This window comes from Porphyromonas sp. KLE 1280 (genome assembly GCF_000700805.1).
Taxonomy (GTDB): Bacteria; Bacteroidota; Bacteroidia; order Bacteroidales; family Porphyromonadaceae; genus Porphyromonas; species Porphyromonas pasteri.
Genome location: NZ_KL362962.1, coordinates 69,154 through 82,273, shown reverse-complemented (window position 1 = coordinate 82,273; position 13,120 = coordinate 69,154). Strand labels below are relative to the sequence as shown.

Here is a 13,120-nt window from a genome sequence, read left to right as displayed (position 1 = left end):
CATTCGCTGATCGTGGAAGATCTTACTACCACTCCCCTACGCTATACGCTTAGCAAAGAAGAGCGTCTGCATCTCAAGCGAGATGTAGACGCCCTTTTTGCTTCGGGTCACGCCTTCATCGCCTACCCACTTAGGGTCGTAGTGAACGCGACTCCTATCGGGGAGGGTGAAGAGCCCAGCTGTGCCATCCTCGCCGTAGCAGCGAAGAAGTACTTCCGTCGAGCCAATAAGCGCAACCGCGTCAAGCGCCTCATCCGCGAGAGCTACCGCCTACGTAAGCACCGTCTCCTTGATCTGGCTAAGGCTCAGGGCCTGCACATCCACCTCGGTCTCCTCTCTGTGGCGAAGGAGCTCCCCACACAGGCCGACGTCAATCGTGGTATGGACAAGGCGCTCTCCCGTATCTGTGAGGAGCTGACGCCCAAGGCGGAAGAGCCAGCTAACGAAGAAGCATGAAGCGTGTACTCGACTTCGTCAAAGCCCTACTGACGAAGCTCCTTCTTCTCCCCATCTACTTCTACAAGGGAGCGATCTCGCCCCTGACGCCCCCCTCGTGCCGCTTCACACCCTCTTGCTCCACCTATGCTATCGAGGCACTGCGCAAGCATGGGCCATTCAAGGGGCTCTACCTCGCTGTGCGTCGTATCCTGCGCTGCCATCCCTGGGGTGGTAGTGGCTACGACCCCGTACCTTAGCGACATCTATCTCCGCCATGACCGAGCAGCTCGCCCCCTACATCGACCTGCACACTCACCACGTACGCTCCACGCCCGACACCGTAGAGCTACTGAGCTGCTACCTCTCTGAGGTGGACACGCTCCCCTCCCACGACTCCCTCTACTACAGCGTAGGTCTCCACCCCTGGCGAGCGGAGGATCTCCGAGAGGAATCCCTACCCTTACTCCGTGAAGCTCTCCAGCTTCCCCACGTCATCGCCTTAGGCGAGGCGGGCTTAGATAAAGCCACGAAGCACACCACTCTCGCCGAGCAGCTTCCGATCCTTCGCGCACAGATTCTCCTTAGTGAAGAGCTGGAGCTTCCCCTCATCCTTCACTTGGTACGCGCTCAAGACGAACTTCTTCGCCTTCGCCGTGAGCTCCAGCCTAAGCAACCCTGGATCATCCATGGCTTCCGTGGTGGACTTGACCAAGCACGTCAGCTCCTACGCGCTGGGCTCTACCTTAGCTTCGGCGAGCACTTCCGCCCCGAGAGTCTGCGAGAAGCTTATGCGGCTGGACAAGCCTTCTTAGAGACAGACGACGCCCCTGAGCTATCCATCCAAGCCGTCTATCAGGCGGCATCCGAAGCTCTTGCTCTGGACGAATCCACCCTTCGCGAGCAGCTCTATACCTCCGCCAAACACCTCTTCCCCAGCCTTCTCTAAGCTAAGAGAGCTCCCCTACTTCATCCCCTTTGGAAGAAACCTCCATAAGGCAGGTGAAGCATCCTATATTGGTCACCGAGCTGACCTATATTGGTTGCTCATCCGACCTATATAGGTCATCACGTCAAGCTATATAGGTCAGCTCGGTGACCAATATAGGTTCACAGCACCTCCTCGGGTGGATGCTTCAAGAGCCTTTTATTTCTACCGAACTACCCTTCTATTGGGGTACTCCTTGCGAGAGTCGGTGGTATCACCTTCGGTGCGGGGCATTAGGGTCGGTTGCTTCTTCGTATCTTTGCAAGCGATAAGCGGACAGGAGCTACCCGAGCAGAGCGCTCAGGATAGCTGCTGGCCATTGTATTTACTAAGAGACAAACCGAACTTCAGCCAATGAATGTAGCTATAGTCGGTGTCAGTGGAGCCGTCGGACAGGAGTTCCTCCGTGTCCTCAGCGAGCGCTCCCTCAAAATTGACCGATTAGAACTATTCGCCTCCGAGCGTAGCGCGGGGAAGAAGATCACCTTCCGTGGGAAGGAATATACGATACGCCAGCTCCAGCACGGCGACGACTTCAAGGATATTGACGTGGCCTTCGTCTCGGCCGGGGGGAGTGTATCCCTCGAGTACGCAGAGACGATCACCAAGCACGGCGCCGTGATGATCGACAACTCCAGCGCCTTCCGCATGCAGGAGGATGTCCCTCTCGTCGTACCTGAGGTCAATGCAGCCGATGCCCTCGTGCGTCCCCGTGGCATCATCGCCAACCCCAACTGCACGACTATCCAGATGGTCGTCGCCCTGAACGCCATCGAGCGTCTCAGCCACATCCGCCGTGTCCACGTAGCCACCTATCAGGCGGCCAGCGGTGCCGGCGCCCGTGGTATGGCTGAGCTGGATGACCAGATCAAGGCCATCTCACGAGGTGAAGAGCCCGAGGTGAAGAAGTTCGCCTACCAGCTCGCCTACAACCTCATCCCCCAGATCGACGTCTTCGGCGACGATGACTACACGAAGGAGGAACTGAAGATGTACCACGAGACGCGCAAGATCATGCACAGCGATGTGCAGGTCAGCGCTACCTGCGTCCGTGTCCCCGTGACCCGCGCCCACTCCGAGGCGATTTGGGTAGAGACGGAGAAGCCTCTCTCGCTGGACGATGTCCGTGAAGCCTTCCGCAAGGCTCCTGGCGTAGTCCTGCAGGACGACCCTTCGGATCAGGTATATCCCATGCCCCTCTTCATCGCAGAGAAGGACCCCGTCTACGTGGGTCGTCTACGCAAGGACCTGGCGACGCCCAATGGCCTCACCTTCTGGTGCGTCGGTGACCAGATCAAGAAGGGCGCAGCTCTGAATGCCGTACAGATCGCCGAATACCTCGCTGCACAAGGCAGCATCGGCAAGAAGTAAACTGAGACCTTACTACTCATAGCAATGAACTTATATAAGAGCATCGAAGACCTCCAGGCCTTCGTAGCGGCGGAGCGTGCACAAGGGCATCGCATCGCCTTCGTCCCCACCATGGGGGCACTTCACGCTGGACACCTGAGCCTCGTCAAGCGAGCTCTCAGCGAATGCGACCGTTGCATCGTCAGCGTCTTCGTGAATCCCACACAGTTCAACGATCCTCGAGACCTCGAGACCTACCCTCGCACACTCGAAGCCGACAGCGAGCTCCTCGCCTCGGTCGGCACCAGCGCACTCTTCGCTCCTGAGGTCAGCACCATCTATCCCGAGGAGGATAAGCGTACCTTCGACGTCGGCGCCGTAGCCGAAGTTATGGAAGGCCGCTTCCGTCCTGGGCACTTCAATGGCGTCATGCAGGTCGTCTCCCGCCTCTTTGACATCATCCGCCCCGACTGCGCTTACTTCGGGGAGAAGGACTTCCAGCAGATCTCCGTCATCCGCGCTATGGTCCGTCTCATCGGTAGCCCCGTAGAGATCATCGCTTGCCCCATCGTGCGCGAAGCCGATGGGCTGGCACTCAGTAGCCGCAATGTACGCCTCACACCCGAGGGCCGCGCAGCCGCTCCCGCCATCTACCGCATCCTCTCTGAGAGCCGTAGCTGGACGCGTGAGCTGACGCCTGCCGAGCTCATCGAGCGTGTAACCCGTGAGATCAATGCCGTCCCTACCCTACGTGTCGAGTACTTTGAGATCGTCGATACCGACAGCCTACAGCCCATCGCATCCTGGAGCGATAGCCCTGCCCCTCATGGCTGCATCACCGTCTACTGCGGAGAGGTGCGCCTGATCGACAATATCGCTTACCACTAAGGGATGACCTCAGCAAAGAAACTCCTGCTCCTCGGCGGTGCTGTGCTTGCCCTTAGCCTTGCTGGTTGCGGTACCCGTAAGCCCAAGACTGTAGAGCAGCCCGTAGAGCAAATACCCGTTCCCACGCCAGCTCCCGTAGAAGATACTACCTCACACTGGACTCGCCCCACAGGCGACTCCATCCGTGAGGAGATGCGTGCCGTATGGCTCACTACCGTCTACGGTCTCGACTGGCCCCGTGATAAGGCAGACACGCCCGACGGCGTGCGCCGCCAGAAGGAGTCGCTCCTGCGTATCCTCGATCGTCTGCAAGCCGATGGCTACAACACGGTCTTCCTCCAGCTCCGCCACAGCGGTACGGTCATCTATCCCTCCGACTACGAGCCCCTCTCCACACGCTTCGCTGGCGAAGGCTTCTTCGGAGACTACGATCCCGTGCGCTTCGCCGTCGAGGCTTGCCACGCACGTGGCTTGAGCCTCCATGCTTGGCTCGTCACCTATCCACTCTCGTCCTCCAAGCGAGCTCCCCACCCCATCCTCACGGATCACCCAGGCTGGGCGATCCCTCACAAGGGCTCCTATCATCTCGATCCAGGACGCCCCGAGGTACGCTCGTACATCGCGCATCTGACAGCTGACCTCGTGCGACGCTATCCCGTCGATGGCGTGCACTTCGACTACTTCCGCTACCCCGAGGGTGCGGAGCAGTTCGCTGATGGTGGCACCTATATGCGCTATGGCTCGGAGTACGAAAGCAAGTCAGCTTGGCGACGCAACAACCTCACCCAGCAGCTCCGCGAAGTACGTGACTCGCTCCAGAGTATCGGATCGCATGCACTGGTAAGTGTAGCGCCACTGGGCAAGCTACGTAAGATCGCAGACCTCGGTCGCTCGCATGGCTGGACCGCCTACGAGTCCGTGTATCAAGACCCCGAGACGTGGGGTCGCGAAGGGCTCGTTGACTTCATCGTCCCGATGATGTACTACCGCGATGACCTCTATAGCCCCTTCCTGCGCGAATGGAAGGAGCAGGTCGCACGCTATATCCCCGTCGTGGCAGGGCTCGCACCCTACCGCGTGGAGGAGACGGGCTGGCCTGAGACGGTCATCGAGGAGCAAATCGAAGAGGAGCGCGAAGTCGGTCTCTCTGGCGTATGCTTCTTCCGCGAAGCGCATACAGGAGCACGCTTTCCAGCGACGCGCCGCATCATCGCCGAAGCCTTCCGTCCGACTGCTCTCCCCCTTGCCTTCGCTCGTGGAAAGGCATTCCAAGCAGCTGCACCTACTGAGCTGGCTCTCAAGCCTGCAGGGCGTGGCGAAGTCATCCTCTCGTGGCAGCAGCCCGAGGCACCGAAGCACCTTCCGCTGACGTGGCGCCTCTGGGTCATCACGACCGATGAGAGCGGAGCGAAGCATGCGACGCTCCTCGCCCCTCGCCTCACCGCACCACAGTGCAAGCTCGTAGCATCGGACTTCAATGGCAGTAGCTCCATGGAGTTCGGCGTCGAAGCGGTCAATACCTTCGGTGTAGCGACCCCCTGCACGTCTGCGCTCACCATCAGCCTTCCCGACCTCAAGGCTCTGGCTGGTGGGAAGTAGCATGAACCTCTATCTCCATATCCCCTTCTGTGCAAGTCGCTGCTCGTACTGCGACTTCTACACTCAGACGGGGAGCCGTCTCCGTCGAGACTTCCTCGACGCCCTCATCAGGGAGCTTCACCTTCGGCGGGTGGAGCTCCCTGATGGCGCATTGATAGATCACATCTACTTCGGCGGTGGCACTCCTTCGCTCCTCACTCCTGAGGAGCTGACCCGCATCTTCGACACCATCACCGAGCTCTACCCGCTGACAGGCACGGGTGAGGTAACCATCGAATGCAACCCCGATGACGTCACGGAGGAGTACGCCGGGGCTCTCGGCTCGCTCCCTATCAACCGCGTCAGTATGGGTGTACAGAGCTTCCACGCCGACGACCTGACGTTCCTCAACCGCCGTCATAGCGCTGAGCAAGTCTTCGCCGCTGTCGAAGCTCTACGCCGTCATGGCATCGACAATCTCAGCCTTGACCTCATTTACGGCCTGCCTGGTCAGACCGAGGAGCGATGGCTCACGAACATCCGCACCTTCCTCTCACTCGGCGTCCCCCACCTCTCCGCCTACCACCTCATCTATGAGGAAGGTACTGCGCTGACACGCCTTGTTGAGCGGGGCAAGGTACAGCCCGTGACGGAGGAGGCGAGCCTACGCTTCTTCGAGATGCTCATCTCCGAACTCAAGGCGGCGGGCTACGAGCACTACGAGATATCGAACTTCGCCCTCCCCGACCGCTACGCACGGCACAACACAGGCTATTGGCAAGGCGTCCCTTATCTGGGGTTGGGGCCGTCGGCGCATAGCTTCGACGGGGCACGTACCCGCTCGCACAACATCGCCTCACTCACTCACTACACTCGAGCACTCCTTGAGGGAAGGCGCGACTACGAGACCGAGTTCCTCAGCGACGAAGAGCTCCAGCACGAGTACATCCTCACGCGCCTTCGCACGCAGTGGGGCATCCCACTCGGAGACTATGCGACACGCTTCGGTGAGCGCTCCAAGCGGGAACTTCTACAAGCTGCAGGCAAACACCTCCGCCGAGGTCAGCTCACCCACAGCGATGATACCCTTCGCCTCACTCCCGAAGGGATCTTCGTCTCCGACGGCATCATCGCCGACCTCTTCCTCTAAGTAGCCACTCGCCTCGCAGGCATTACGAAGGGCGAATGAAAGGACTTACCCATCCTTTCATTCGCCCTTTGCGTTTGCTCCACAGCTGGATGCCCGCATCTCCCAAGGAGTATTGTGAGAGATCATACGTATGATACCCACGATTTATACGAGTGAGAGCGAAGATTAATACGTATAAATGATCCAATTAATACGTATTAATCGCCCGATTTATACGTATAATTTCTCTGATTTAATCGTATAAATATCCATCTTCAAGCGTATAATGCTACACGTACCTAAGGAAGAAAGCTCACGAAGCTATATATCTCCTTCCCCCCATCTCAATTCCTTCTCGCACACACATCAAGAGAAGCGCCTTATGTCACAAGAAAAAACAGCCGCCCCCACCACCCGTGCAATGCTTGCACTTTGGGTGGCGGGGGCGGCTGCCTTATAGGATAGGTGAGGCTTAGTCCTCGAGATCTATGGGCTGCTCTGCCAGGAGCTGCTCGATGAGCGGAGCGAGCTTCTCAGGCTTAGTCATCGGAGAGAAGCGCAGGACACGGCTACCGTCGCGCGAGATGAGGAACTTGGTGAAGTTCCACTTAATGCACGAGGTGAGTGTACCAGGTGCAGCGCGCTTGAGGTAGGTGAAGATAGGGTCTTCGTAGCGGCCATTGACTCGTACCTTCTTCATCATCGGGAAGGAGACCCCGTAGTTGAGCGAGCAGAAGGAAGCAGCATCTTCGCCCGTGCGAAGCTCTTGACCGAGGAACTGACCGCAGGGGAAGCCGAGGATAACCAGCCCACGATCACGATAGCGCTGATAGAGCTCTTCGAGGCCTGCGAACTGAGGTGTGAAGCCACACTTGCTCGCTGTATTGACGATCAAGAGGACCTTACCTGCAAACTGTGAGAGGCGCACCAGTTCACCCGAGGGACGCTGGGCGATGAAGTCATATATCTTCTGCATGGGTCAGGGCAATTCTTAGCGCTTCATCGCGCGGTCCATCTCACGGCGGTCATCACGCTCACGCATCGTAGCGCGCTTGTCATAGACCTTCTTCCCTCGAGCTGGGGCAATGACGACCTTCGCCAGCCCACGGTCATTGATGAAGATCTTCACAGGGACAATGGTCACACCGGGGCTTTGTACATAAGCCTCGAGCTTGCGAAGCTCCTTGCGATTCAAGAGGAGCTTGCGGTCACGGCGAGCCGCGTGATTGTTGTACGAGCCGTAGAAGTACTCGCTGATGTTGGCGCCCTTGAGCCACAGCTCCCCGTTGTGGAAGTAGCAGAAGGCATCGACCAAGCTCGCCTTCCCCAGGCGAAGGGACTTGATCTCTGTGCCTACGAGCACCATCCCAGCGGTGTAGGTATCGAGGAGCTCGTAGTCGAAGCGTGCGCGGCGATTCTGTATCGAGACGGCGCGCTGTATCTTTTCTTTCATATGATGAGTCGTAGTTATTGGGGGGCCTTACGCCACAGCAAGAGGGCTGCGATGATGAAGGCCACGTTCGGTATCCACGCCGCTATCCAGGGTGCCATCAGTCCGACGTTCGCAATCTGCGAAGTGAGCGAGGTGGCGAGGATGTACGCCAGACAGAGTGCGAAGCCAATGACGAGGTTGATCCCCAGGCCGTTCTTCATCTTCTTCGCCGAGAGCACTGCACCGATGAAGGTGAGGATAAAGGCGGAGAAGATCGCGGCATATCGATTGTGCAGCTCCGTCTGGAAGAGGCGGGTGTTGCTTGCGCCACGCTCCTTCTGACGGTCGATGTAGCGTGAGAGCTGGTCGTTGCGCATCTTTACAGCATCCTTCTCATTGACGAGGAAGTCAGCTGGGCTGATGCGTAGATTCGTATCCAAGCCATAGCCAATCGTGTCGGTAGCCTCGAGGCCCTTGAAGCGGCGGATATGGAAGTCCGTTAGCTTCCAGTGGTCCAGCGTATCGTAGTACGCTTCGTCAGCCGTCAGGCGGGAGATGAGGTTCTGCCCCTTGAACTGATCCACGGCGAGTGACGTGGCACGCTTCGACAGGCTCTCGTAGTCGCGGATATAGAGGTAGGTATCCTTCGCAATGGCGATCTGGATATTGTTCGTGTAGACCTCGTGGCGCGACTTGAGGTAGGTCTGCTCAAAGTCAATACGCACACGATTACCCGAAGGGATGATGAAGCCGTTGAGCACGTAGGTCGAGAGCGCGATGAGCGTCGCAGAGACCATATACGGGCGGAGCAGACGGCGGAAGCTCATCCCACTGGCGAGCATCGCGATGATCTCGGAGTTCGCTGCCAGCTTCGAGGTGAAGAAGATCACCGAGATGAAGACGAAGAGCGGACTGAAGAGATTCGCGTAGTAGGGGATGAAGTTGAGGTAGTAGCGGAAGAGGATCCCCGAGAGCGGCACCTCTGGCTTGAGGAAGTCCGTGATCTTATCGTTGACGTCGAAGACCACTGCAACCGCGAGGATCAAGCCGATGGAGAAGAGGAACGTGGAGATGAAGGTACGTATGATGTACCAGTCTACCCGCCCCAGCCAAGGGCGGTATGGCTTCTTCATCACGGGCGGAGGCGTCCTACGCTCGGACGCTTCGGTCTGCTCGATCTGCTCGGTGATCGGCTCCTGCTGGAGCTCTTCAGCTTCGTGGGGAGTGGTACTCATGACGTACTCGGGTGGGCTTAGAGGCGATTGTTGAGCTGACGCACCATCTTATCCTTCCACTCGGAGAAGTCTCCTGCGAGGATATGCTCACGGGCCTCACGTACCAAACGCAGGTAGAAGGCGAGGTTGTGTATCGAAGCGATCTGCAGCCCAAGGATCTCGTCAGCGCGGATAAGGTGATGCAGGTAAGCCAGGCTATACTGCTTGTCGACGAAGGACGTACCCTCGGGATCAATGGGGCTGAACTCCTGTGCCCACTTCGCGTTGCGGATATTGATCGTGCCGTAGCTCGTGAAGAGCTGGCCGTTGCGCCCGTTACGGGTAGGCATGATGCAGTCGAACATATCGACACCGCGGGCAATGTTCTCCAGTAGGTTGATCGGCGTACCGACGCCCATCAGGTAGCGGGGCTTGTCTTTGGGGAGGATGCTGTTGGTCAGCTCGACCATCTCGTACATCTTCTCCGTGGGCTCACCGACGGCAAGGCCACCGATGGCATTCCCTTCAGCGCCGAGCGAAGCCACAAATTCGGCAGCTCGCGTACGCAGCTCGGGGTAGACACAGCCCTGCACGATGGGGAAGAGGCTCTGATGATAGCCATAGTGTGGGTCGGTCTCATTGACGCGCTTCACACAGCGACGCAGCCAGTCTTCGGTGAGCGCCAGCGACTTCTTCGCATAGTGGAAGTCCGCATCGCCAGGGCAACATTCGTCGAAAGCCATGATGATGTCCGCACCGATGATACGCTCGATATCCATCACACGCTCGGGAGTGAAGAGGTGCTTCGAGCCGTCGATGTGCGAGCGGAAGGTCACCCCTTCCTCCGTGATCTTACGGCGATGCGCCAAGCTGAAGACCTGATAGCCCCCGCTGTCGGTAAGGATCGAGCCCGACCAGCTATTGAACTTATGCAGCCCGCCTGCCTTGTACAGGGTATCGAGCCCTGGGCGCAGGTAGAGGTGGTACGTATTGCCGAGGATGATCTGCGCGTGGATGTCGTCGCTCAGCTCGGGCATATGGACAGCCTTCACGGAGCCAACCGTCCCGACGGGCATAAAGATCGGGGTAAGGATCTCCCCGTGGTCGGTCTCTATACGCCCAGCGCGCGCGGCAGTCTTAGTACAAGTCTTATGGATATCGAATTTCAGCATCGTTGTCGTTGATTTGTTGGAAGGCTCACCCCCTTGAGAGTGGGATGCGACCCACCAAGCCCTTGTGGAATGCAAAGATACGGCTTATAGGGCAATATCTCCCGATGGGCTGAAGGGCTTTCCGCTGGAGGGCAAGCACCCCAAGGTAGACCCCTTGGGATCGGAGGGCAATTTGCAAGGGAAAAAGAAGGCGAAGGATATGGGAAAGGAGCGCTTGGGTAAAGTGCTCAAACGAGCTTAATCAAACGAGCTTAAGAAACTTCCCTTGCCCCTCGGAGAACGCCCGCTTTCGAGCAGAGGCGGAGAGAAAAACAAAGCCCCTCGCCTAGCAACATCTGCGCTAGGCGAGGGGCTCGTTCGTGGGGAAAGATCCAGCGGCGAGGCTGGATGCGAAGGGGCTAGTCCTTGCGGTAAGGGGCGACGATCTTGAAGCCTCGCCCTCGGAGTACGACTTGGCGATCCCTTACTTCCTCGACGTAGACGGTGTATTCTCCCTCACGCTTGAGTGGATGTTCCTTGTAGAAGATGCTCGCGTCCAGCCAGTCGATCTTGACCTTGCGGGCCTCGCCAACTACGGGGGCGACGATCTCGGGAGTGAGCGTGAGCACTCGGTTGACTCGCGACTCGGGGGTCAAGCCTTTCTTCGTGCGCAGCACTGGGATAGCGCTCTCGCTGAAACGAACCGACTTCCCCTTGAGCCGAGCCATGATCCTGCAGGGGAAGAGCTGGCTCAGTTGCCGCGAATTGGTCATGTAGACCCCGAAGCGGTCGGCCGATCCGGCACAGCGGACCTTGACGAGGATCTCCTTAGTCGTCTTGCGGTCCTCGCTGGTAGCGATCAGCTTGATGTCCCCTTCGTACTTGGCCTTGATCTTGACTAGACCCGTCTCGGCTTGCCAGACGATGTCCGCTGCCTTCTCGGGGTCTTCGACCTTGAGGCTCGCACGTGCGCCTCCCCCCGAGAGGCTAAGCGTCTGCACGTCGTCGCCCGGACGGAGCGTCACGACATCTTCATTCGAAGCAAAGGGAGGAGGGACGACCTTCACCCGCACCCGACGAACTTCGTCGTGGGAGCGCAGCGTGAGCGAGGTCTCGCCGTAGAGTAGCCCCGAGACCCGAAGCGTGTCTCGGCTAATGCTCGAAGAAGCGATGCGGGCATCTTCGATCGTGGCGGAGTACTTCCCGTCGCCGCCCTTCAGTAGGATCATCCGTGTCTCGGACTGGGTAAGCTGGAGCTCCTTGGCATCCTCCTCGCCGAGACGGAGCGGGAGCATCGGGCGGTCGCTCTCCTTGCGACAAGAGGCGACGAGGAGCACGAGGCTAAGTAGGAATAGAATCTTTTTCATCGGAGGCTTTACTTGACGGTGACGAGGTACTCCAGCTCCCAAGTGCGCTCGGGAGCCTCTACGATCTGGACACGGAGCGAATGTTCGCCCGTGGAGGGGAAGACGAGGATGCGCCCTTCGGGTTCGGTCAGCACATCGTCAATATAATAGAGACACTTGGCCTCGGGATTTTGTAGCTCCATATAGTGAAGCGGCAGACGCTGCGGACAAGAGCCATCTTCAGCGATCCAATAAAGGAAGGGAATCTGCCCGCCTGGGAATTCCCCAAGCCCCTGCGTCTCAAGGGTGAGCGGGAGCGAATACTCGGAGTACACCCCATCGGCAAGCGCTCTTAGGCGCACCGTGTAGGTGTAGCCTGGCTCGAGCCCTTCGAGGAAGAAGGAGGTCTTGTCCGTCGTGAGCGTCTTCGTGCTGAGAACGTTCTTCCCCCGCTTCTGTACCAGCTCGAGCTCGTAGGTAGCGCCCTGCAGCTCGCTAGCCGTCCAGGTGAGGTTGCACTCCCGCTGGAGGTAAGGCTGGGGAAGTCGCGTCGGAGGAGCAAGGACGTTGGGCTTGGGCTTGGAGGGCTGATCCTCGCCTTCTGCCCCCTTGACGAGGGTCATGGTGATGTTGTCAAACTCTAGGAGGTAGTTGGCGATGTCGCTCTCATTGTGTGGGAATACCAGCTCGAAGGTCATCTTCTCAGCGTTCTCTGGGGCTTCGACGATCATGTACTTCTCTTTCCAAGTATTCATCTCACTACCTTTAAGGTCCATGCCGATGAGCTGATTGAAGAAACCATCCTTGGCATACTTATTCCCAGGATCCCGAGCATCTACCCAAGGGGTGCCAGCGGGAGCTAGCTCTGCGCCCTCCAGCTTGAGAGCCTTACCCGCCTTGGGGATCCACTTGATCTTGACGACAGCTAGCTTGGCGGCTAGGCGATTAGCTCCTTCGCTGGACTTGGGGAGGTTGCCTCGGTACCAGTAGGAGACGAGGTACTTGGCCTTCTGTCGGACAGGTAGGGGATCGGGATAGGTATATATCTGATGATCGACACTGAAGTAGCCCGAGATCCTCATCGCAGCCTTCCCGCTATGTGCACCACTGAAGGTGCGGGCAAACTGGTTGCTCGACGTCGTGCTGTGCGACGGATAGAGCCACCAGCCTGTGGGGCGAGCCTTCTCAAATGACTGTAGGGCCTTGAGGTAGGCGACATAGGCATCGACGTAGGCTTTGAAGCGGGCGATCTGCTCTTCCGTGTAGGTGATGCCGTGCTCGTCGCCGTACTCTATGATCTTCTCGTAGATACCGCCCTCCTTCTCTTCCTCGTCCTCGTAGAAGACATCGTCCGGTGTCCTTGGGATACATTCCTCGGGGTAGTCACTTGGGCGATCGGGTTTGGGAGGAAGGGCGGTAGCCGCAGGATCCTCGAGCCCTCCATTGGGTAAGATACTTGCCCCTACAGTCTCAGGACGAGTCGTAGGTCTATTGCGGTTCATTTGCCCCCATAGGCTGGTAGATCCAAGCAGGAGTACCAGAGCTAGGGTAGCTTGTCTGAGTCTATTCTGTAGCATTGTCTTGCGATAGCGTCATTATCTAGTATTCT

Annotated in this window: 13 protein-coding genes; 7 read left to right on the top strand and 6 right to left on the bottom strand. The window is 58.2% G+C overall.

Annotated elements, in window-relative coordinates; translation table 11 throughout:
* The first annotated feature begins 12 nt into the window (after positions 1-12).
* From HMPREF1121_RS00340 to hemW, 7 genes are all read left to right on the top strand, one after another.
* The gene (locus tag HMPREF1121_RS00340; RefSeq protein WP_044114179.1) at positions 13-456 is read left to right on the top strand and encodes a ribonuclease P protein component; all 444 of its coding nucleotides are present in this window, start codon (positions 13-15) and stop codon (positions 454-456) included.
* Positions 453-695, top strand: a complete 243-nt coding sequence (gene yidD, locus HMPREF1121_RS00335) for a membrane protein insertion efficiency factor YidD (protein ID WP_044114178.1) — start codon at positions 453-455, stop codon at positions 693-695. Before HMPREF1121_RS00340 ends, yidD begins: the two co-directional genes overlap by 4 nt.
* Positions 696-712: 17 nt before the next feature.
* Positions 713-1,384 carry a TatD family hydrolase gene (locus HMPREF1121_RS00330; RefSeq protein WP_044114177.1) on the top strand — a complete coding sequence of 224 codons (672 nt, stop codon included), beginning with the start codon at positions 713-715 and terminating at the stop codon, positions 1,382-1,384.
* A 393-nt stretch (positions 1,385-1,777) separates the two neighbouring features.
* Positions 1,778-2,794 carry an aspartate-semialdehyde dehydrogenase gene (locus tag HMPREF1121_RS00325; RefSeq protein WP_044114176.1) on the top strand — a complete coding sequence of 339 codons (1,017 nt, stop codon included), beginning with the start codon at positions 1,778-1,780 and terminating at the stop codon, positions 2,792-2,794.
* 24 nt (positions 2,795-2,818) lie between these two features.
* Entirely contained in the window at positions 2,819-3,661 is an 843-nt protein-coding gene (panC, locus tag HMPREF1121_RS00320; RefSeq protein ID WP_044114175.1) for a pantoate--beta-alanine ligase, read from the top strand.
* A gap of 3 nt (positions 3,662-3,664) precedes the next feature.
* A complete protein-coding gene (locus HMPREF1121_RS00315) occupies positions 3,665-5,260 on the top strand; it encodes a glycoside hydrolase family 10-like protein (RefSeq protein WP_044114174.1) in 1,596 nt (531 codons plus the stop codon).
* A 1-nt stretch (position 5,261) separates the two neighbouring features.
* Positions 5,262-6,389, top strand: a complete 1,128-nt coding sequence (gene hemW, locus HMPREF1121_RS00310; RefSeq protein ID WP_044114173.1) for a radical SAM family heme chaperone HemW — start codon at positions 5,262-5,264, stop codon at positions 6,387-6,389.
* A gap of 451 nt (positions 6,390-6,840) precedes the next feature.
* Here the strand turns inward: hemW and HMPREF1121_RS00305 are convergent, their stop codons facing one another.
* The 6 genes from HMPREF1121_RS00305 to HMPREF1121_RS00280 all read right to left on the bottom strand — a co-directional run bounded on the left by HMPREF1121_RS00305 (position 6,841) and on the right by HMPREF1121_RS00280 (position 13,088).
* Positions 6,841-7,344: a glutathione peroxidase gene (locus HMPREF1121_RS00305; RefSeq protein ID WP_044114172.1), complete on the bottom strand. Its 504-nt coding sequence runs from the start codon at positions 7,342-7,344 to the stop codon at positions 6,841-6,843.
* A 15-nt stretch (positions 7,345-7,359) separates the two neighbouring features.
* Positions 7,360-7,821 (bottom strand): SsrA-binding protein SmpB, encoded by a 462-nt coding sequence (gene smpB, locus HMPREF1121_RS00300; RefSeq protein WP_009432326.1) that lies wholly within the window; start codon positions 7,819-7,821, stop codon positions 7,360-7,362.
* A 14-nt stretch (positions 7,822-7,835) separates the two neighbouring features.
* Positions 7,836-8,933 (bottom strand): LptF/LptG family permease, encoded by a 1,098-nt coding sequence (locus HMPREF1121_RS00295; protein WP_044114673.1) that lies wholly within the window; start codon positions 8,931-8,933, stop codon positions 7,836-7,838.
* Positions 8,934-9,052: 119 nt separating this feature from the next.
* Entirely contained in the window at positions 9,053-10,186 is a 1,134-nt protein-coding gene (gene tgt / locus HMPREF1121_RS00290) for a tRNA guanosine(34) transglycosylase Tgt (RefSeq protein ID WP_188807104.1), read from the bottom strand.
* A 398-nt stretch (positions 10,187-10,584) separates the two neighbouring features.
* Entirely contained in the window at positions 10,585-11,532 is a 948-nt protein-coding gene (locus tag HMPREF1121_RS00285; protein ID WP_044114171.1) for a hypothetical protein, read from the bottom strand.
* A gap of 8 nt (positions 11,533-11,540) precedes the next feature.
* On the bottom strand, positions 11,541-13,088 hold the full coding sequence (locus tag HMPREF1121_RS00280; RefSeq protein ID WP_044114170.1) for a fibronectin type III domain-containing protein: 1,548 nt from the start codon (positions 13,086-13,088) through the stop codon (positions 11,541-11,543).
* Positions 13,089-13,120 lie beyond the last annotated feature (32 nt).